Source organism: Serratia sp. CY44782 (assembly GCF_052168715.1).
GTDB classification, from domain to species: domain Bacteria; phylum Pseudomonadota; class Gammaproteobacteria; order Enterobacterales; family Enterobacteriaceae; genus Serratia; species Serratia nevei.
Genome location: NZ_JBJNME010000009.1, coordinates 267486 through 287652, shown reverse-complemented (window position 1 = coordinate 287652; position 20167 = coordinate 267486). Strand labels below are relative to the sequence as shown.

At 56.3% G+C, this 20167-nt stretch carries 20 protein-coding genes; all 20 read left to right on the top strand.

Translation table 11 applies throughout. The annotated features are described in order from the left end of the window. Window positions 1–70 precede the first annotated feature (70 nt). Complete coding sequence (asnC, locus tag ACJ8HT_RS18860; protein WP_004933786.1) at window positions 71–532, top strand: transcriptional regulator AsnC; 462 nt, start codon at window positions 71–73, stop codon at window positions 530–532. 100 nt (window positions 533–632) lie between these two features. Next, a complete protein-coding gene (mioC, locus tag ACJ8HT_RS18855) occupies window positions 633–1073 on the top strand; it encodes an FMN-binding protein MioC (RefSeq protein WP_016929621.1) in 441 nt (146 codons plus the stop codon). Window positions 1074–1454: 381 nt separating this feature from the next. After that, entirely contained in the window at window positions 1455–3344 is a 1890-nt protein-coding gene (gene mnmG, locus ACJ8HT_RS18850; protein ID WP_060424381.1) for a tRNA uridine-5-carboxymethylaminomethyl(34) synthesis enzyme MnmG, read from the top strand. Between the two features lie 138 nt (window positions 3345–3482). Next, window positions 3483–4103, top strand: a complete 621-nt coding sequence (rsmG, locus tag ACJ8HT_RS18845) for a 16S rRNA (guanine(527)-N(7))-methyltransferase RsmG (RefSeq protein ID WP_197653175.1) — start codon at window positions 3483–3485, stop codon at window positions 4101–4103. Window positions 4104–4742: 639 nt separating this feature from the next. Beyond that, window positions 4743–5126: a F0F1 ATP synthase subunit I gene (gene atpI, locus ACJ8HT_RS18840; RefSeq protein ID WP_025304739.1), complete on the top strand. Its 384-nt coding sequence runs from the start codon at window positions 4743–4745 to the stop codon at window positions 5124–5126. Window positions 5127–5148: 22 nt separating this feature from the next. After that, window positions 5149–5925: a F0F1 ATP synthase subunit A gene (gene atpB / locus ACJ8HT_RS18835; RefSeq protein WP_025304740.1), complete on the top strand. Its 777-nt coding sequence runs from the start codon at window positions 5149–5151 to the stop codon at window positions 5923–5925. A 49-nt stretch (window positions 5926–5974) separates the two neighbouring features. Beyond that, entirely contained in the window at window positions 5975–6214 is a 240-nt protein-coding gene (atpE, locus tag ACJ8HT_RS18830) for a F0F1 ATP synthase subunit C (RefSeq protein WP_004093904.1), read from the top strand. A 57-nt stretch (window positions 6215–6271) separates the two neighbouring features. Continuing rightward, a complete protein-coding gene (gene atpF, locus ACJ8HT_RS18825) occupies window positions 6272–6742 on the top strand; it encodes a F0F1 ATP synthase subunit B (protein WP_004933804.1) in 471 nt (156 codons plus the stop codon). A gap of 14 nt (window positions 6743–6756) precedes the next feature. Beyond that, entirely contained in the window at window positions 6757–7290 is a 534-nt protein-coding gene (atpH, locus tag ACJ8HT_RS18820) for a F0F1 ATP synthase subunit delta (protein ID WP_025160298.1), read from the top strand. A gap of 12 nt (window positions 7291–7302) precedes the next feature. Then, window positions 7303–8844: a F0F1 ATP synthase subunit alpha gene (gene atpA, locus ACJ8HT_RS18815; protein WP_004933808.1), complete on the top strand. Its 1542-nt coding sequence runs from the start codon at window positions 7303–7305 to the stop codon at window positions 8842–8844. A gap of 59 nt (window positions 8845–8903) precedes the next feature. After that, complete coding sequence (gene atpG, locus ACJ8HT_RS18810) at window positions 8904–9767, top strand: F0F1 ATP synthase subunit gamma (protein ID WP_004933811.1); 864 nt, start codon at window positions 8904–8906, stop codon at window positions 9765–9767. A 32-nt stretch (window positions 9768–9799) separates the two neighbouring features. Next, window positions 9800–11182 (top strand): F0F1 ATP synthase subunit beta, encoded by a 1383-nt coding sequence (gene atpD / locus ACJ8HT_RS18805; protein WP_004933813.1) that lies wholly within the window; start codon window positions 9800–9802, stop codon window positions 11180–11182. Window positions 11183–11202: 20 nt separating this feature from the next. Continuing rightward, complete coding sequence (locus tag ACJ8HT_RS18800; RefSeq protein ID WP_004933814.1) at window positions 11203–11622, top strand: F0F1 ATP synthase subunit epsilon; 420 nt, start codon at window positions 11203–11205, stop codon at window positions 11620–11622. A gap of 290 nt (window positions 11623–11912) precedes the next feature. Beyond that, on the top strand, window positions 11913–13286 hold the full coding sequence (gene glmU, locus ACJ8HT_RS18795; RefSeq protein WP_197653174.1) for a bifunctional UDP-N-acetylglucosamine diphosphorylase/glucosamine-1-phosphate N-acetyltransferase GlmU: 1374 nt from the start codon (window positions 11913–11915) through the stop codon (window positions 13284–13286). Between the two features lie 152 nt (window positions 13287–13438). Then, the gene (glmS, locus tag ACJ8HT_RS18790; RefSeq protein WP_049200563.1) at window positions 13439–15268 is read left to right on the top strand and encodes a glutamine--fructose-6-phosphate transaminase (isomerizing); all 1830 of its coding nucleotides are present in this window, start codon (window positions 13439–13441) and stop codon (window positions 15266–15268) included. Between the two features lie 336 nt (window positions 15269–15604). Further along, a complete protein-coding gene (gene pstS, locus ACJ8HT_RS18785; protein WP_038876034.1) occupies window positions 15605–16645 on the top strand; it encodes a phosphate ABC transporter substrate-binding protein PstS in 1041 nt (346 codons plus the stop codon). A 91-nt stretch (window positions 16646–16736) separates the two neighbouring features. Next, entirely contained in the window at window positions 16737–17693 is a 957-nt protein-coding gene (gene pstC, locus ACJ8HT_RS18780) for a phosphate ABC transporter permease PstC (protein ID WP_004933822.1), read from the top strand. 1 nt (window position 17694) lies between these two features. Further along, window positions 17695–18585, top strand: coding sequence for a phosphate ABC transporter permease PstA (gene pstA / locus ACJ8HT_RS18775; RefSeq protein ID WP_004933824.1), 891 nt, complete (start codon window positions 17695–17697; stop codon window positions 18583–18585). 54 nt (window positions 18586–18639) lie between these two features. Then, the gene (gene pstB / locus ACJ8HT_RS18770) at window positions 18640–19410 is read left to right on the top strand and encodes a phosphate ABC transporter ATP-binding protein PstB (protein ID WP_016929614.1); all 771 of its coding nucleotides are present in this window, start codon (window positions 18640–18642) and stop codon (window positions 19408–19410) included. Between the two features lie 11 nt (window positions 19411–19421). Further along, window positions 19422–20156, top strand: a complete 735-nt coding sequence (gene phoU / locus ACJ8HT_RS18765) for a phosphate signaling complex protein PhoU (protein WP_016929613.1) — start codon at window positions 19422–19424, stop codon at window positions 20154–20156. The last annotated feature ends 11 nt before the right edge of the window (window positions 20157–20167 follow it).

The window sequence follows — 20167 nt, the reverse complement described above, 5'->3', positions numbered from 1 at the left end:
GCCTTTTCACTTTTAATCGTTCATTTTTACCCGGACAGAATTCAACAATCGTTAATTAATGGGGGATTAAATGGCGGAAATTTATCAGATCGATAATCTCGATCGCGGCATCCTCAACGCACTGATGGACAACGCGCGCACACCGTACGCCGAACTGGCGAAAAACTTCGCCGTCAGCCCCGGCACCATTCATGTGCGGGTAGAGAAGATGAAACAGGCCGGGATCATCACCGGCGCGCGCATCGACGTCAGCCCCAAACAGCTGGGCTATGACGTGTGCTGCTTTATCGGCATCATATTAAAGAGCGCCAAAGACTATCCTTCGGCGCTGAAGAAGCTGGAAAGCCTGGAAGAAGTGGTGGAAGCCTATTACACCACCGGCCACTACAGCGTCTTTATCAAGGTGATGTGCCGATCGATCGACGCGCTGCAACAGGTACTTATCAACAAGATCCAGACCATCGACGAGATCCAGTCTACCGAAACGCTGATCTCGCTGCAGAACCCCATTATGCGCACCATTGTGCCGTAACCCGCCAAATTGCATACCCACATTATCCACAGGTAGATCCCAGCCGATTCACAGCGTACAATGCAGCCACTTTGAGTGAGAAGGTTGGGATCGTTGGTTCATGGCAGACATTACTCTGATCAGTGGCAGTACGCTTGGCAGCGCCGAATACGTGGCTGAACATTTGGCTGAAAAGCTGGAAGACGCGGGTTTCTCTACCGAGATGCTGCACGGCCCTGAACTGGATGAGCTGCCGTTGACCGGTCGCTGGCTGGTGGTCTCTTCCACGCACGGCGCCGGCGAACTGCCGGATAACCTTCAGCCGTTGCTGGAGCAGATCGCCGAACAACAGCCGGATCTTTCCGAGGTGCAGTTCGGCGCCGTCGGTTTGGGCAGTTCGGAATACGACACCTTCTGCGGTGCGATCAAACAGATCGACGATCTGTTGATCGCCAGAGGCGCGAAAAGGATCGGCGATCGTCTCGAGATCGACGTGACCGAACATGAAATTCCCGAGGATCCGGCCGAGGAATGGGTAAAAAACTGGATTAATTTACTCTAATTCGCCTAAAGATCGTGCGAACGATTGTGGATAACTATACTTAAAAGCAGGGTAAAAGCCGTAGTTATCCCAATAACAACCGTAGTGCGCTTTTTGTCCTGTGCATAACAAGCCTTTTAGATCCCAGCTTATCTGCGTCGGGATCACCGATCATTCACAGCAAACGATCCTCCTTAATCTGCTGATCTTCATCGTGAATAGTCACTTATCCACAGAGGATCGCGATCCTAATAAGAGATCTAATAAAGAGATCTTTAAATAAAAAAGATCTTCTTTTAATTACCGACGATCCTGACCACTTGGTCGATCGTCTAAACTTGAGTAGAATCCCCCACCCCAGGGCAAATAACGATCGTTCGCAATACGGCGAGGTGCAGTTCCATGTTTTATCCAGATCAATTTGACGTCATCATCATCGGTGGTGGCCATGCAGGGACCGAGGCCGCCATGGCCGCGGCACGCATGGGACGTCAGACTTTATTATTGACACACAATATCGATACGCTGGGACAGATGTCCTGCAACCCGGCGATTGGCGGTATTGGTAAAGGGCATCTGGTTAAGGAAATTGATGCACTCGGCGGCCTGATGGCCACGGCGATCGACCATGCCGGCATCCAGTTTAGGATACTAAACGCCAGCAAAGGCCCAGCCGTTCGCGCCACGCGCGCTCAGGCGGATCGCGTACTGTATCGCCAGGCGATCCGTACCGCGTTGGAGAACCAACCCAACCTGATGATCTTCCAACAACCCGTTGAGGATCTGATCGTCGAAAACGATCGCGTAGTGGGCGCCGTCACCCAAATGGGCCTGAAATTCCGCGCCAAGGCGGTGGTATTGACCGTCGGCACTTTCCTGGACGGTAAGATCCATATTGGCCTGGAGAATTACAGCGGCGGCCGCGCCGGGGATCCTCCTTCAATCTCGCTGTCGCAGCGCCTGCGAGAACTGCCGCTGCGCGTTAACCGCTTGAAAACCGGTACGCCGCCGCGCATCGACGCCCGCACTATCGATTTCAGCGTACTGGCGCCACAACACGGCGATACGCCGGTGCCGGTATTCTCGTTCCTGGGCGATGCTAGCCAGCACCCAGAACAAATGGCGTGCTACATCACCCATACCAATGAAAAAACCCATGACGTGATCCGCAATAACCTCGATCGCAGCCCGATGTATGCCGGGATCATCGAAGGGATCGGCCCACGTTACTGCCCGTCGATCGAAGACAAGGTCATGCGCTTTGCCGATCGCAACGCGCACCAGATCTTCCTCGAACCGGAAGGCCTGACCAGCAACGAGATTTACCCTAACGGGATCTCCACCAGCCTGCCGTTCGACGTGCAGATGCAGATCGTCCGTTCGATGGAAGGCATGCAGAACGCGCGTATTATTCGCCCTGGTTACGCCATCGAGTACGATTTCTTCGATCCGCGCGATTTGAAGCCGACGCTGGAAAGCAAATTCATTCAGGGGCTGTTCTTCGCCGGCCAGATCAACGGCACTACCGGGTATGAAGAAGCCGCTGCGCAGGGCCTGCTGGCCGGTTTGAACGCCGGGCGCTTCGCCGACGAACAGGAAGGCTGGGCGCCACGTCGGGATCAGGCTTATCTGGGCGTGCTGGTGGACGATCTCAGCACCCTCGGCACCAAAGAACCGTACCGGATGTTTACCTCACGTGCCGAGTATCGTCTGATGCTGCGCGAAGACAACGCCGATCTCCGCCTGACGGAAAAAGGCCGTGAACTGGGCCTGGTGGACGATGTGCGTTGGGCGCGTTACAGCGAGAAGCTGGAGCGAATCGAACGCGAACGTCAGCGCCTGCGCGACATCTGGATGCACCCGCACGCCGAGAACGTCGAACAGGTCAATGCGCTGCTGAAAGCGCCGTTGTCGCGCGAAGCGAACGGCGAAGAGCTGCTACGCCGCCCTGAGATGGATTACGCGCAGTTGACCGGCACCGACGTCTTCGCGCCGCCGCTGGACGACGTACAAGCTGCCGAACAGGTCGAGATCCAGGTCAAATACGAAGGCTACATCGCTCGCCAGCAGGAAGAGATCGAAAAACAGCAGCGCAACGAGAATACCGTGCTGCCGTTGGATCTCGATTACCGTCAGGTTTCAGGGCTGTCGAACGAGGTGATCGCCAAGCTGAACGATCACAAACCGAACTCCATCGGCCAGGCTTCGCGCATCTCCGGCATTACGCCGGCGGCGATCTCGATTTTGCTGATCTGGCTGAAAAAGCAGGGACTGCTGCGCCGCAGCGCATAAATCTCGCATCCAGGCGGCCGTTTGTTCATCCCGTAGCCAAACGGCCGCTGACATCACTTGCGCCCTGAATTATCATAGTCGCCTCATTGCGCCAGCTAACTATCCGCTGGTCGTTCAGCGCCTGCCAGAGGATCCGTTGTGCAAAAAAAATTAGACTCGCTGCTCGCGGCAGCAGGCATTGAGCTGCCCGATCAGCAGAAACAGCAGCTGCTGGGCTATGTCGGCATGCTGGATAAGTGGAACAAAGCTTATAACCTCACGTCGGTGCGCGATCCGCAGCAAATGCTGGTGCGCCACATCCTCGACAGCATCGTGGTCAACCCGCATCTGCAGGGGGCGCGTTTTATCGATGTCGGCACCGGCCCCGGCTTGCCGGGCATTCCGCTGGCGATCGTGCGCCCGGACGCGCATTTTACGCTGCTCGACAGCCTGGGTAAGCGCGTGCGTTTCCTGCGTCAGGTGCAGCATGAGCTGGGCCTGAACAATATCGAGCCGGTGCAGAGCCGCGTTGAGGAGTTTCCGGCCGAGCCACCGTTCGATGGCGTGATCAGCCGCGCGTTCGCTTCGCTGCAGGATATGCTGTCCTGGTGTCATCACCTGCCGGCGAAAGGGCAGGGGCGTTTTTACGCGTTGAAAGGCGTGCGCCCGGATGAAGAGCTAACGCAGCTGCCGGCAGGCGTTAGCCTGGAGTCTATCGTGCGGCTGCAGGTGCCTGAACTGGAAGGCGAACGCCATCTGGTGATTCTTAAGGCAAACTGAGTTTGCTTTTGATCAAACAAGCGTGAATTAAAGGCTGTACCAGGAAGAAAGATAAGCAGGCTAATTAGTTGGTCGCTTTTTTTAGTTAATTTACTTCCTATTAACACAAAAACCGCGGCTAATTAGCGACAATAGAGTAATTGCATTTGGAAATAGTCACGTTAGCAATCATGTGCGAAAGATTGGCGTTTGCTGCTAATGTTAATTGGCTGTTGGAATATTGCCCCGCTGCTTGTCAATAAAAGGTTTTCATCGGGTATACGGATTGTTTTTGAACAGTTAACTGATAATGTTTTGATTTATATAATCTTTTGATCGCTCAAATTGCTAAAGACGGTTTGGTTGACCATCGGCTATAAATCAGGAAGGGACATTACTGTGATCGGCTTCGCGTTTCTAAACGCAACGCTGGAATAATCAGACAATTAAATGCGCCCTATTATTCCGACCGTTTTCTTGTGAAAATAGGCTGGAATAGGGAAATTTAAATAATTGTTCACCTTTTCGCTACTTATCGATTGAATTCGTTGGTATGCCCCGTATAATTTGCTCGTTTTTTGCTGCTTGACTCAGGACAGCAAAAACAGTTGTATACGTCACTCAGCATACCCCCTCTGGGGTACGGAGAGAACAAACGTCATGTCTGTGTCCCTTTACAGCGGGAAAGTCGCACGCAAACTGCTGTTTTTGCAGTTAATGACTTTTGTTCTGATCAGCGTTGCTTTCTGGCTGAAAAGCCCGGAATGGAGCGCTTCGGCGCTGGCAGGCGGTCTCGCCGCCTGGTTGCCGAGTGCAATGTTTATGCTGTTTGCCTTGCGCCATCAGGCGCAAACGCCGGCGCCCGGTAGGGTTGCCTGGTCGTTCGCCATCGGCGAGGGGCTAAAGGTCGTGATCACCATCGTTTTGCTGATCGTGGCGCTGGGGGTGTTCAAGGCGGAGTTTATACCGCTTGGCCTGACCTATTTAGCGGTGTTAGTGGTGCAGATAGTGGCACCGGCCGTGATTAACAGTTACCGAAATTAACTAAATAAAGGGTAGAGGCATCATGTCTGCAGAGGGATACAACAGTCCACAGGAGTATATCGGTCACCACCTGACGCAGCTTCAGGTCGGGACTGGGTTTTGGTCGATTAACCTCGACTCGATGTTTTTCTCCGTCGTCCTCGGGGTTCTGTTCCTAGTTATTTTCCGCAAAGTGGCCAAAAACGCCACCAGCGGCGTGCCGGGTAAACTGCAAACCGCCGTGGAGCTGGTGGTCGGTTTCGTCGACAGCAGCGTGCGCGACATGTACCACGGCAAGAGCAAAGTGATTGCGCCGCTGGCGCTGACCGTGTTTGTCTGGGTATTCCTGATGAACCTGATGGACCTGATTCCGGTAGACTTCCTGCCGTTCATCGGGGCTCATCTCGGCTTGCCTGCGCTGCGCGTCGTGCCTACCGCCGACGTGAACGTCACGCTGTCGATGGCGCTGGGCGTGTTTATCCTGATTCTGTTCTATAGCATCAAAATGAAAGGCGTTGGCGGGTTCGTTAAAGAGTTGACCATGCAGCCGTTCAACCACCCTGTATTCATTCCTATCAACCTGATTCTTGAAGGTGTCAGCCTGCTGTCCAAACCTGTTTCACTGGGTCTGCGACTGTTCGGCAACATGTATGCGGGTGAGTTGATCTTCATCCTGATTGCCGGCCTGTTGCCGTGGTGGTCACAGTGGGTCCTGAGCTTGCCTTGGGCTATCTTCCACATCCTGATCATTACGCTTCAAGCCTTTATTTTCATGGTTCTGACGATCGTCTATCTGTCGATGGCGTCTGAAGAGCACTGATTTTCTTAAAACACTTGCACTTTTAAACTGAAACAAACTGGAGACTGTCATGGAAAACCTGAGTATGGATCTGCTGTACATGGCTGCCGCTGTGATGATGGGTTTAGCGGCAATCGGTGCTGCGATCGGTATCGGCATCCTGGGTGGTAAATTCTTGGAAGGCGCTGCTCGTCAGCCTGACCTGATTCCTCTGCTGCGTACACAGTTCTTTATCGTTATGGGTCTGGTCGACGCCATCCCGATGATCGCTGTAGGTCTGGGTCTGTACGTGATGTTCGCCGTCGCGTAAGTAGAGTAACCCTCTACGACGTAACCAAACTATTAACTTTTAAAGAGGCATTGTGCTGTGAATCTTAACGCAACAATCCTCGGCCAGGCCATCGCGTTCGTTCTGTTTGTCTGGTTCTGCATGAAGTACGTATGGCCGCCGATCATGGCTGCCATCGAGAAACGTCAGAAAGAAATCGCTGACGGCCTCGCTTCTGCAGAGCGTGCCAAAAAAGATCTGGACTTAGCGCAAGCCAATGCGACCGACCAGCTGAAAACTGCTAAAGCAGAAGCTCAGGTGATCATCGAGCAAGCGAACAAACGCAAAGCTCAGATCATGGATGAAGCGAAAGCCGAAGCCGAGCAGGAACGTAACAAAATCGTGGCGCAGGCTCAGGCTGAGATCGAAGCCGAACGTAAGCGCGCTCGTGAAGAGTTGCGTAAGCAAGTCGCGATGCTGGCAATTGCCGGCGCCGAGAAGATCATCGAACGTTCCGTGGATGAAGCTGCTAACAGCGACATCGTTGATAAACTGGTCGCTGAACTGTAAGGAGGGAGGGGCTGATGTCTGAATTTGTAACTGTAGCTCGCCCCTACGCCAAAGCAGCTTTTGACTTTGCCGTTGAGCACCAAAGCGTAGAGCGCTGGCAGGACATGCTGGCGTTTGCGGCTGAAGTCACTCGCAATGAACAGATTTCTGAACTGCTGTCTGGCGCGGTCGCGCCAGAAACGCTGTCCAAGACGTTCATCGCGGTTTGTGGCGATCGGCTCGACGAACATGGCCAGAACTTTATCCGTGTAATGGCCGAAAATGGACGTTTACTGGTTCTTCCTGCCGTGCTGCAGCAGTTCATCGAACTGCGCGCCTCGCTGGAATCCACCGTCGAAGTCGAAGTGCTCTCTGCGAGCGCGCTGAGCGACGAACAGCAGGCGAAAATCGCCGCTGCGATGGAAAAACGTCTGTCACGCAAAGTTAAGCTGAATTGCAAAATTGACAAGTCTGTACTGGCCGGCATCGTTGTTCGCGCCGGCGATATGGTGATTGATGGCAGCGTTCGCGGTCGTCTTGAACGCCTGACAGACGTCTTGCAGTCTTAAGGGGACTGGAGCATGCAACTGAATTCCACCGAAATCAGCGAACTGATCAAGCAGCGCATTGCTCAGTTCAATGTAGTGAGCGAAGCTCACAATGAAGGTACTATCGTTTCCGTCAGCGACGGGATCATCCGCGTACACGGCCTGGCCGAAGTTATGCAGGGCGAAATGATCGCGCTGCCTGGCAACCGTTACGCAATCGCATTGAACCTGGAGCGCGACTCCGTAGGTGCCGTGGTTATGGGTCCGTACGCGGATCTGGCCGAAGGCATGAAGGTTAAATGCACCGGCCGTATCCTGGAAGTTCCAGTCGGTCGTGGTCTGCTGGGCCGCGTAGTTAACACCCTGGGTGCACCAATCGACGGCAAAGGCCCGATTGAGAACGACGGCTTCTCTCCGGTAGAAGCTATCGCGCCAGGCGTTATCGAGCGTCAGTCCGTTGATCAGCCGGTTCAGACTGGCTACAAATCCGTTGACGCTATGATTCCAATCGGCCGTGGCCAGCGTGAGCTGGTGATCGGTGACCGTCAGACCGGTAAAACCGCGCTGGCGATCGATGCGATCATCAACCAACGCGACTCCGGCATCAAATGCGTTTACGTGGCTATCGGCCAGAAAGCGTCCACCATCGCTAACGTGGTGCGCAAACTGGAAGAGCACGGCGCACTGGCCAACACCATCGTGGTGGTGGCGACCGCTTCCGAATCCGCTGCACTGCAATACCTGGCGCCATACGCCGGTTGCGCAATGGGCGAATACTTCCGTGACCGCGGTGAAGATGCGCTGATCGTGTACGATGACCTGTCCAAACAGGCCGTTGCTTACCGCCAGATTTCCCTGCTGCTTCGTCGTCCGCCAGGTCGTGAAGCTTACCCAGGCGACGTATTCTACCTGCACTCCCGCTTGCTGGAGCGTGCAGCGCGCGTTAACGCCGAATACGTTGAAGCCTTCACCAAAGGTGAAGTTAAAGGCCAAACCGGTTCACTGACCGCTCTGCCGATCATTGAAACCCAGGCGGGTGACGTTTCCGCGTTCGTTCCGACCAACGTAATCTCGATTACCGATGGTCAGATCTTCCTGGAGTCCAACCTGTTCAACTCCGGTATTCGTCCGGCAGTTAACCCGGGTATCTCCGTATCCCGTGTTGGTGGCGCCGCGCAGACCAAGATCATGAAGAAACTGTCCGGTGGTATCCGTACCGCGCTGGCGCAGTATCGTGAATTGGCTGCGTTCTCCCAGTTCGCCTCCGATCTGGACGACGCGACTCGCAAACAGCTGAGCCACGGTCAGAAAGTGACCGAGCTGCTGAAACAGAAACAGTATGCGCCGATGTCGGTTGCACAACAGTCTCTGGTGCTGTTTGCCGCAGAACGCGGTTACCTGAACGACGTCGAAGTCGCCAAAGTGGTGAGCTTCGAAGCCGCGCTGGTAGCCTATGCGGACCGCGAGCACGCCGAGCTGCTGAACCACATCAACCAAACTGGCAACTTCAATGATGAGATCGAGGGCAAGTTGAAAGACATCCTCGAGACCTTCAAGAAAACCCAGTCCTGGTAACGCCGAACGGTCCTGCTGTTGAAAGACAGCAGGCCGTCTGGCACTGAGGAGAAGCAGAGATGGCCGGCGCAAAAGAGATACGTAGTAAGATCGCTAGCGTGCAAAACACGCAAAAGATCACTAAAGCGATGGAAATGGTCGCCGCCTCCAAAATGCGTAAATCGCAGGATCGCATGGCGGCCAGCCGTCCTTATGCAGAGACCATGCGCAAAGTGATTGGTCACCTTGCGTTAGGGAATCTGGAATACAAGCACCCGTACCTGGATGAGCGTGACGTTAAGCGCGTCGGGTATCTGGTGGTGTCTACTGACCGTGGTCTCTGCGGCGGCTTGAACATCAACCTGTTCAAAAAGCTGCTGGCGGAGATGAAAGCCTGGTCCGAAAAAGGCGTCGAAACCGATTTGGCGCTGATTGGCTCTAAAGCGGCCTCTTTCTTTGGTTCCGTGGGCGGCAACGTGGTTGCCCAGGTGACCGGCATGGGGGACAAACCTTCCCTGTCGGATCTGATCGGGCCGGTGAAAGTGATGCTGCAGGCCTACGACGAAGGTCGTTTGGACAAGCTGTACATTGTCAGCAACAAATTTGTTAATACGATGTCCCAAGAGCCACAGGTGCTTCAGCTGCTGCCGTTACCGCCAGCCGATGACGAAGAGCTGAAGAAAACGCCTTGGGATTACCTGTATGAACCCGATCCAAAAGTGCTGCTTGATACCTTGCTGCGCCGCTATGTGGAGTCGCAGGTTTATCAGGGCGTCGTGGAAAACCTGGCCAGCGAGCAGGCCGCACGAATGGTCGCGATGAAAGCCGCAACCGATAACGGCGGTAGCCTGATCAAAGAGCTGCAGTTGGTATACAACAAGGCGCGTCAGGCCAGCATCACTCAGGAACTCACCGAGATCGTTTCGGGAGCCTCCGCGGTTTAAGCTAGGTTTACGAATTACGTAGAGGATTCAAGATGGCTACTGGAAAGATTATCCAGGTAATCGGCGCCGTGGTGGACGTCGAGTTCCCTCAGGATGCCGTACCAAAAGTGTACGATGCCCTTGAGGTAGAAAACGGCACCGAAAAACTGGTGTTGGAAGTTCAGCAACAGCTGGGCGGTGGCGTGGTTCGCTGTATCGCAATGGGGACCTCCGACGGTCTGCGTCGCGGTCTGAAAGTGAACAACCTGGACCACCCGATTGAAGTGCCGGTGGGTAAAGCTACCCTGGGCCGTATCATGAACGTATTGGGTCAACCGATCGACATGAAAGGCGACATCGGCGAAGAAGAGCGTTGGGCGATTCACCGCGCGGCGCCAAGCTACGAAGAGCTGTCCAGCTCCCAGGAACTGCTGGAAACCGGTATCAAGGTAATGGACCTGATTTGTCCATTCGCCAAGGGCGGTAAAGTCGGTCTGTTCGGCGGTGCGGGCGTGGGTAAAACCGTAAACATGATGGAGCTGATCCGTAACATCGCGATCGAGCACTCCGGTTATTCCGTGTTTGCGGGCGTGGGCGAGCGTACTCGTGAGGGTAACGACTTCTACCACGAAATGACCGACTCCAACGTTCTGGACAAAGTATCCCTGGTTTACGGCCAGATGAACGAGCCACCAGGTAACCGTCTGCGCGTTGCGCTGACCGGTCTGACCATGGCGGAGAAATTCCGTGACGAAGGCCGTGACGTTCTGCTGTTCGTTGACAACATCTACCGTTACACCTTGGCCGGTACCGAAGTGTCCGCACTTCTGGGCCGTATGCCTTCCGCGGTAGGTTATCAGCCAACGCTGGCGGAAGAGATGGGCGTTCTGCAAGAACGTATCACCTCGACCAAGACCGGTTCCATCACTTCCGTACAGGCCGTTTACGTTCCTGCGGATGACTTGACTGACCCGTCACCAGCCACCACCTTTGCGCACTTGGACGCAACCGTGGTACTGAGCCGTAACATCGCTTCTCTGGGTATCTACCCGGCCGTTGACCCGCTGGATTCCACCAGCCGTCAGCTGGATCCGCTGGTTGTTGGCCAGGAGCACTACGACGTAGCGCGTGGCGTGCAGTCCATTCTGCAACGCTACCAGGAACTGAAAGATATCATCGCGATCCTGGGTATGGACGAGCTGTCTGAAGAAGACAAACTGGTCGTATCCCGCGCGCGTAAGATCCAACGCTTCCTGTCTCAGCCGTTCTTCGTGGCAGAAGTCTTCACCGGTTCTCCGGGCAAGTTCGTATCGCTGAAAGACACCATCCGTGGTTTCAAAGGCATTATGGACGGCGACTATGACCACCTGCCGGAGCAGGCGTTCTACATGGTTGGCACCATTGAAGAAGCAGTGGAAAAAGCCAAGAAACTGTAACGCCTTGAGAGGAGGGTGATATGGCTATGACTTACCATCTGGATGTAGTCAGCGCGGAAAAACAGATGTTTTCCGGCCTGGTGCAGAAGATCCAGGTGACAGGCAGCGAAGGTGAACTGGGGATCTTCCCTGGCCATGCGCCGCTGCTGACTGCCATCAAGCCTGGCATGGTGCGTATTGTTAAGCAGCACGGTGAAGAAGAGTTCATCTACCTGTCCGGCGGCATCCTCGAGGTGCAGCCGAGCGTGGTTACCGTGCTGGCGGACACTGCTATCCGTGGTACTGACCTCGACGAAGCGAGAGCGTTGGAAGCTAAGCGTAAAGCTGAAGAACACATTCGCAGCTCTCATGGCGATGTCGACTATGCTCAGGCATCCGCTGAACTGGCGAAAGCGATCGCAAAACTGCGCGTTATCGAGCTCACCAGAAAAGCGATGTAATGTTTGGGTGCCTGGCACCCAACTTTAAGAAAGCGGCCTATAGGGTCGCTTTTTTTTTACTTTAAAATAAGCATTGCAGCCCGGCGGACAGTGTGGTGTATAACCCCTGATATCGGGAAATAAACGTCGCCGATCGCCGACAGTTTTTTCGTCCCGACGCCGAATTGGCCGCGATAGCGGCAGGCCAAGGCCCACGCGGTCTGCACCGGGTTCGTGCAGAGAAATATGTAGTAATATCGTCGCTAAACGGTTTTACTTTCGTCTATCAAAATGGAGTTATCAGGTTGCTTATGTCGAACAGCGCAATGAGCGTGGTTATCCTCGCCGCGGGCAAGGGAACACGCATGTATTCCGATCTTCCCAAGGTCTTACATCCGTTGGCCGGCAAGCCGATGGTGCAACACGTCATTGATGCCGCGATGAAACTGGGCGCGCAACATGTCCATCTGGTATACGGCCACGGCGGCGATCTACTGAAGAGTACGTTGACTGACGGCGCGCTGAACTGGGTGCTGCAGGCCGAGCAACTAGGGACCGGCCATGCGATGCAGCAGGCCGCGCCACACTTTGCCGACGATGAAGACGTGCTGATGCTGTACGGGGACGTGCCGTTGATCTCCGTGGATACGCTGCAACGCCTGCTGGCGGCCAAGCCACAGGGCGGCATCGGTCTGCTGACGGTCAAGCTGGACGATCCGAGTGGTTACGGCCGCATCGTGCGCGAGCAGGGCAACGTGGTGGGCATCGTCGAACACAAGGATGCCAGCGAGGCGCAGCGCCAGATTAACGAAATCAATACCGGCATCCTGGTGGCGAACGGGCGCGATCTGAAGCGCTGGCTGGGGATGTTGAATAACGACAACGCACAGGGTGAGTTCTACATCACCGATATCATTGCGTTGGCCCATGCCGACGGCAAGAAAATCGAAACCGTGCACCCGTCGCGTTTGAGCGAAGTGGAAGGCGTGAACAACCGCCTGCAGCTGGCGACCTTGGAGCGCGTCTTCCAGTCGGAACAGTCTGAAAAGCTGCTGTTGGCCGGCGTGATGTTGCTGGATCCAGCGCGTTTCGATCTGCGCGGGGAACTTGTTCACGGCCGCGACATCACTATTGATGCGAATGTGATTATCGAGGGGCGCGTCAAGCTGGGCGACCGAGTGAAAATCGGTGCCGGCTGCGTGCTGAAAAACTGCGTGATTGGCGATGACTGCGAGATCAGCCCTTACAGCGTGCTGGAAGACAGCGTGCTGGAGGCCGACTGCACCGTGGGGCCGTTTGCCCGCCTGCGCCCAGGCGCGGAGCTGGCGGCAGGGGCTCACGTCGGCAACTTCGTGGAAATGAAAAAGGCGCGTCTGGGCAAAGGCTCCAAGGCCGGCCACCTCAGCTACCTGGGCGATGCCGAAATCGGCGATGACGTGAATATCGGCGCCGGCACCATCACCTGCAACTACGATGGCGCCAACAAGCACAAGACGCTGATCGGCGACGGCGTATTCGTCGGTTCCGATACTCAGCTGGTGGCGCCGGTGTCGGTCGGCAAAGGCTCCACCATCGCCGCCGGCACCACGGTGACACGCGATATCGCCGAGAACGAACTGGTGCTGAGCCGCGTCAAGCAGGTGCACATTCAGGGCTGGCAACGTCCGGTGAAGAAGAAGTCATAGTGTGTTTTGCGTTGGGCTCCGTTCACGAGCCCAATACAAAACATAATAACCCCCACCATCTACAGGCTCGGGGGGCGCACGGTAAAAACCGGCAAAAATCAGGTCAAGGCATCGAAAGCGCCCATGAAGGGCGTTCATTAGGAATATAACTGATGTGTGGAATTGTAGGCGCAGTAGCGCAACGTGATATCGCAGAAATCCTGTTGGAAGGTTTACGTCGTCTCGAGTACCGCGGTTATGACTCCGCCGGTCTGGCGGTGGTCGACGAAAAAGGCAACGTCAGCCGCCTGCGCCGCGTAGGCAAGGTGCAAAAACTGGCCGAAGCGGCGGAGCAGACCGATCTGCACGGCGGTACCGGCATCGCTCACACCCGTTGGGCAACGCACGGTGAACCTACTGAGGCGAACGCGCACCCGCATGTTTCCGACTACATTACCGTGGTGCATAACGGCATCATCGAAAACCACGAACCGCTGCGCGAACTGTTGATCGAACGCGGTTATCGCTTCAGCTCCGAAACCGACACCGAAGTGATCGCGCACCTGGTGCACTGGGAACAACTTCAAGGCGGTACGCTGCTGGAAGTGGTTCAGCGCGTGATCCCACAGCTGCGCGGCGCCTATGGCACCGTGGTAATGGACAGCCGCGATCCGAGCGTATTGGTCGCTGCGCGCTCCGGCAGCCCGCTGGTTATCGGCCGCGGCGTCGGGGAAAACTTCATCGCTTCCGATCAGCTGGCGCTGCTGCCGGTCACTCGCCGCTTCATCTTCCTGGAAGAAGGCGACGTGGTGGAAGTGACTCGCCGCACCGTCAACATCTTCGACAAGCAGGGCAACGCCATCGAGCGCCCTGAGATCGAATCCCAGGTGCAGTATGACGCCGGCGACAAGGGCGCTTACCGCCACTACATGCAAAAAGAGATCTACGAACAGCCGCTGGCGCTGAAAAACACCCTGGAAGGGCGTTTCAGCCATGGCCAAATCAACCTGAGCGAGCTGGGCCCGCGCGCCGATGAGCTGTTGGCCAAGGTGCAGCACGTGCAGATTATTGCCTGTGGCACCTCTTATCACTCCGGGATGGTGGCGCGTTACTGGTTCGAAGCGCTGGCCGGCGTGCCTTGCGACGTCGAGATCGCCTCCGAATTCCGTTACCGCAAATCGGCGGTGCGCCCGGGCAGCCTGATCATCACCCTGTCGCAGTCTGGCGAAACCGCCGACACCCTGGCGGCGCTGCGCCTGTCCAAAGAGCTGGGTTATCTCGGTTCGCTGGCCGTTTGTAACGTTGCGGGTTCTTCGCTGGTGCGCGAGTCCGATCTGGCATTGATGACCAAGGCCGGCACGGAAATCGGCGTAGCCTCGACCAAAGCCTTCACCACGCAGCTCACCGTGCTGTTGATGCTGGTGGCGCGCTTGGGCCGCTTGAAAGGCATGGCAGAAAGCGTGGAGCAGGAGATCGTGCACGGCCTGCAGGCGCTGCCGGCGCGCATCGAGCAGATGCTGTCGATGGATAAAGAGATCGAAGCGCTGGCGGAAGGCTTCTCCGACAAGCACCATGCGCTGTTCCTCGGCCGCGGCGATCAGTATCCGATCGCTATGGAAGGGGCGCTGAAGCTGAAAGAGATCTCCTATATTCATGCCGAAGCTTATGCGGCGGGCGAGTTGAAACACGGCCCGCTGGCGCTGATCGACGCCGATATGCCGGTGATTGTGGTGGCGCCGAACAACGAACTGCTGGAAAAGCTGAAGTCCAACATTGAAGAAGTGCGCGCGCGCGGCGGCCAGCTGTACGTGTTCGCCGATCAGGACGCCGGCTTCGTCAGCAGCGAAGGCATGACCATCATTCCTCTGCCGCACGTCGAGGAAATCGTCGCGCCGATCTTTTACACCGTGCCGTTGCAGCTGCTGTCTTACCACGTGGCGCTGATCAAAGGCACCGACGTTGACCAGCCGCGCAACCTGGCGAAGTCTGTCACAGTAGAGTAATCTGCCGTAGGTAAAGTGCAAAAGCCGGCCTTCGCGCCGGCTTTTTTCATGAGCGACCTTAAAGATGACAACGCGACCGATTCGGCGATAAACATTGTCATATTCAAGCGGATAGGGCGTGGCCAAACGGTTTTTTTATTGCTTGGCAATTGTGCTGTTTTTGATTTAACAAGTTGATTTTTATATAAATCATTACCCCTCAAATGCACTGTAATATAACTGTCATATTGCGTACATTTTTCTGTCACCAAACTGTCCTATTTTCCCTCCTGCAGCAATACTTACTCTGATTAAAACGACTCGAAGTCGATTTTAAATATCCCATTAGGAGGGATTATGAAACTGATGCGTACCACCGTCGCCAGTATTGTGGCAGCGACCTTCTCCCTGACCGCCGTGTCCGCGTTCGCTGCTGCCAGCCTGACCGGTGCAGGTGCGACATTCCCCGCTCCGGTTTACGCCAAGTGGGCAGATTCTTATCAGAAAGAAACCGGCAACAAAGTTAACTATCAGGGCATCGGCTCCTCTGGCGGCGTGAAGCAAATCGTGGCCAACACCGTTGACTTTGGCGCCTCCGACGCCCCGCTGTCTGACGACAAACTGGCGGCCGACGGCCTGTTCCAGTTCCCGACCGTGATCGGCGGCGTAGTGCTGGCCGTGAATATCCCGGGCATTAAATCCGGCGAACTGACTCTGGACGGCAAAACCCTGGGCGATATCTACCTGGGCAACGTCAAAAAGTGGAACGATCCGGCTATCACCAAGCTGAACCCAGGCGTGAAACTGCCTGACCAGAACATCGCCGTGGTGCGCCGCGCCGACGGTTCCGGCACCTCGTTCGTGTTCACCAGCTACCTGTCCAAGGCCAACGCGCAGTGGAAAGAAAAGATTGGCGCCGGTTCTACCGTTAACTGGCCGACCGGTCTGGGCGGCAAAGGCAACGACGGCATCGCCGCCTTCGTTCAGCGTCTGCCTGGCTCTATCGGCTACGTAGAATACGCTTACGCCAAGCAGAACAACCTGGCTTACACCAAGCTGGTTTCCGCCGACGGCAAACCGGTCAGCCCGACCGAAGAAAGCTTCAGCAACGCGGCTAAAGGCGTGGATTGGAGCAAGACCTTCGCTCAGGATCTGACTGACCAGAAAGGCGACAACGTGTGGCCAATCACCTCCACCACCTTCATCCTGGTGCACAAAGAGCAGAAAAACCCTGCTCAGGGCGCCGAAGTGCTGAAGTTCTTCGACTGGGCTTACAAAACCGGCGGCAAACAGGCTAACGAGCTGGATTACGCCACCCTGCCGAAAGAAGTGGTTGAGCAGGTGCGCGCGGCCTGGAAAACCAACGTAAAAGACAGTTCAGGTAAAGCGCTGTACTAACAACGCAGGGGCGCGGGTTCGCCGCGCCCCACACAGTTCTTCAGGCTCCGATCCCGGTTGGGGCTGCCAGGGTTCAAACAGAGAGTAATCTATGGCTGAGTACAAGCCGACCATCAAAGCACCGGGCAAAAACGGTGACATCATTTTCAGCGCGCTGGTGAGACTGGCGGCGCTGATTACCCTATTGTTGCTGGGCGGCATTATCGTTTCGCTGATCTTCGCCTCCTGGCCAAGCATGCAGAAATTCGGCTTCGCTTTTCTGTGGACCAAAGAGTGGGACGCGCCGGCGGAGCAGTTCGGCGCGCTGGTGCCGATCTACGGCACCGTGGTCACCTCGCTTATCGCGCTGATCATCGCCGTGCCGGTAAGTTTCGGCATCGCGCTGTTCCTGACCGAACTGGCGCCGAACTGGTTGAAGCGGCCGCTGGGCATAGCCATTGAGCTGCTGGCGGCCATCCCGAGCATTGTCTACGGCATGTGGGGCCTGTTCGTGTTCGCCCCGCTGTTCGCCGAATATTTCCAGACGCCGGTGGGCGAAGTGCTGTCGGGCATTCCGATCGTCGGTGAGCTGTTCTCCGGCCCGGCCTTCGGCATCGGCATCCTGGCCGCCGGGGTGATCCTGGCGATCATGATCATTCCTTACATCGCCGCGGTTATGCGCGACGTGTTCGAACAGACGCCGGTGATGATGAAAGAGTCGGCCTACGGCATCGGCTGCACCACCTGGGAAGTCATCTGGCGCATCGTGCTGCCGTTCACCAAAAACGGCGTCATCGGCGGCGTGATGTTGGGCCTGGGCCGCGCGCTGGGGGAAACCATGGCGGTGACCTTTATCATCGGTAACACCTACCAGCTCGACAGCGCTTCGCTGTATATGCCGGGTAACAGCATCACCTCAGCGCTGGCCAACGAATTCGCCGAAGCCGAGTCCGGCGTGCACACCGCCGCGTTGATGGAGCTGGGCCTGATTCTGTTTGTTATCACCTTTATCGTGCTGGCGCTGTCGAAACTGATGATCATGCGTCTGGCCAAGAATGAGGGGCGTTAACATGGCGACGATGGATATGCAAAACGCAGTCGTTCTGGCGGAAAGCCGCCGCAAAATGCAGGCCTGGCGCCGGCAAAAAAACCGCCTCGCGCTGTTCCTGTCGATGGCGACCATGGCGTTCGGGCTGTTCTGGTTGATCTGGATCCTGATCGCCACCGTCACCAAAGGCTTCGACGGCATGTCGCTGGCGCTGTTTACCGAAATGACCCCGCCGCCGAATACCGCGGGCGGCGGCTTGGCCAACGCCATCGCCGGCAGCGGCCTGTTGATCCTGTGGGCGACCCTCTTCGGTACGCCGCTGGGCATCATGGCTGGCATCTACCTGGCGGAATACGGCCGTAAATCCTGGCTGGCGGAAGTGATCCGCTTTATCAACGATATCCTGCTGTCCGCACCGTCGATCGTGGTGGGCCTGTTCGTTTACACCATCGTGGTGGCGAAGATGGAACACTTCTCCGGCTGGGCCGGCATCGTGGCGCTGGCGCTGCTGCAGGTGCCGATCGTCATTCGCACCACCGAGAACATGCTGAAGCTGGTACCGGATACGCTGCGCGAGGCCGCGTACGCCCTGGGTACGCCGAAATGGCGCATGATTTCCGCCATCACGCTGAAGGCGTCGGTGTCCGGCATCATCACCGGCGTGCTGCTGGCGATTGCGCGCATCGCGGGGGAAACCGCACCGCTGCTGTTCACCTCGCTGTCGAACCAGTTCTGGAGCACCGACCTGATGCAGCCGATCGCCAACCTGCCGGTGACCATCTTCAAATTCGCCATGAGCCCGTTCGCCGAATGGCAACAGCTGGCCTGGGCCGGGGTGCTGTTGATCACCCTGTGCGTACTGTTACTGAATATCCTGGCGCGCGTGATTTTCGCCAAGAAAAAGCATTCATAAAATTTTGAGCGCCGCTTTGGCGGCGCTGATGAAAAGAGAGAACTCTTGATGAGTATGGTTACTGACGCTTCCAGCAGCAAAATTCAGGTACGCGATCTGAACTTCTACTATGGCAAATTCCATGCGCTGAAGAACATCACGCTGGATATCGCCAAGAACAAGGTCACCGCGTTTATCGGCCCGTCCGGCTGCGGCAAATCCACCCTGCTGCGCACCTTCAACAAGATGTACCAGCTATACCCGGAACAGCGTGCGGAAGGCGGCATCCTGCTGGACGGCCAGAACATCCTCACCGACAACTCGGATATCGCGCTGCTGCGCGCCAAGGTCGGCATGGTGTTCCAGAAGCCGACGCCGTTCCCGATGTCGATTTACGACAACATCGCCTTCGGCGTTCGCCTGTTTGAAAAGCTGTCGCGCGCCGATATGGACGAGCGCGTGCAGTGGGCGCTGACCAAGGCGGCGCTGTGGAACGAAACCAAGGACAAGCTGCACCAGAGCGGCTACAGCCTCTCCGGCGGGCAGCAGCAGCGTCTGTGCATCGCCCGCGGCATCGCCATTCGTCCGGAAGTGCTGTTGCTGGATGAGCCTTGCTCGGCGCTGGATCCGATCTCCACCGGCAAGATTGAAGAGCTGATCAGCGAGCTGAAGGCCGACTACACCGTGGTGATCGTGACGCACAACATGCAGCAGGCGGCGCGCTGCTCCGACTCTACCGCATTTATGTATCTGGGCGAGCTGATCGAGTTCAGTGATACTGATAACCTGTTCACTGCGCCGCAGAAAAAGCAGACTGAAGACTACATCACTGGCCGTTATGGTTGATAGGAAGCATCATGGATAACCTGAATTTAAATAAACACATTTCCGGCCAGTTCAACGCAGAGCTTGAGCATATCCGCACCCAGGTGCTGACCATGGGCGGGCTGGTGGAGCAGCAGCTGACCGACGCCATCACCGCGATGCACAATCAGGATGGCGAGCTGGCCAAGCGCGTGATCGAAGGCGACGCCAAGGTCAACATGATGGAAGTGGCGATCGACGAAGCCTGCGTGCGCATCATCGCCAAGCGCCAGCCAACCGCCAGCGATCTGCGCCTGGTGATGGCGATCATCAAAACCATTTCCGAGCTGGAGCGCATCGGCGACGTGGCGGACAAAATCTGCCGCACCGCACTGGAGAAGTTCTCGCACCAGCACCAGCCGCTGTTGGTCAGCCTGGAATCGCTGGGGCGCCACACCGTGCAGATGCTGCACGACGTGTTGGACGCCTTCGCGCGCATGGATCTGGACGAGGCGATCCGTATTTACCGCGAAGATAAAAAGGTCGACCAGGAATACGAAGGCATCGTGCGTCAGCTGATGACCTACATGATGGAAGACTCACGCACCATTCCCAGCGTGCTGACCGCGTTGTTCTGCGCCCGTTCCATCGAGCGCATCGGCGACCGCTGCCAGAACATCTGCGAATTTATCTTCTATTTCGTCAAAGGGCAGGACTTCCGTCATTTGGGCGGCGACGCCCTGGAAAAGCTGCTCTCTCCGGGCGGTAAAGACGAAAAAGCCGACTAACCCTTTCCGGG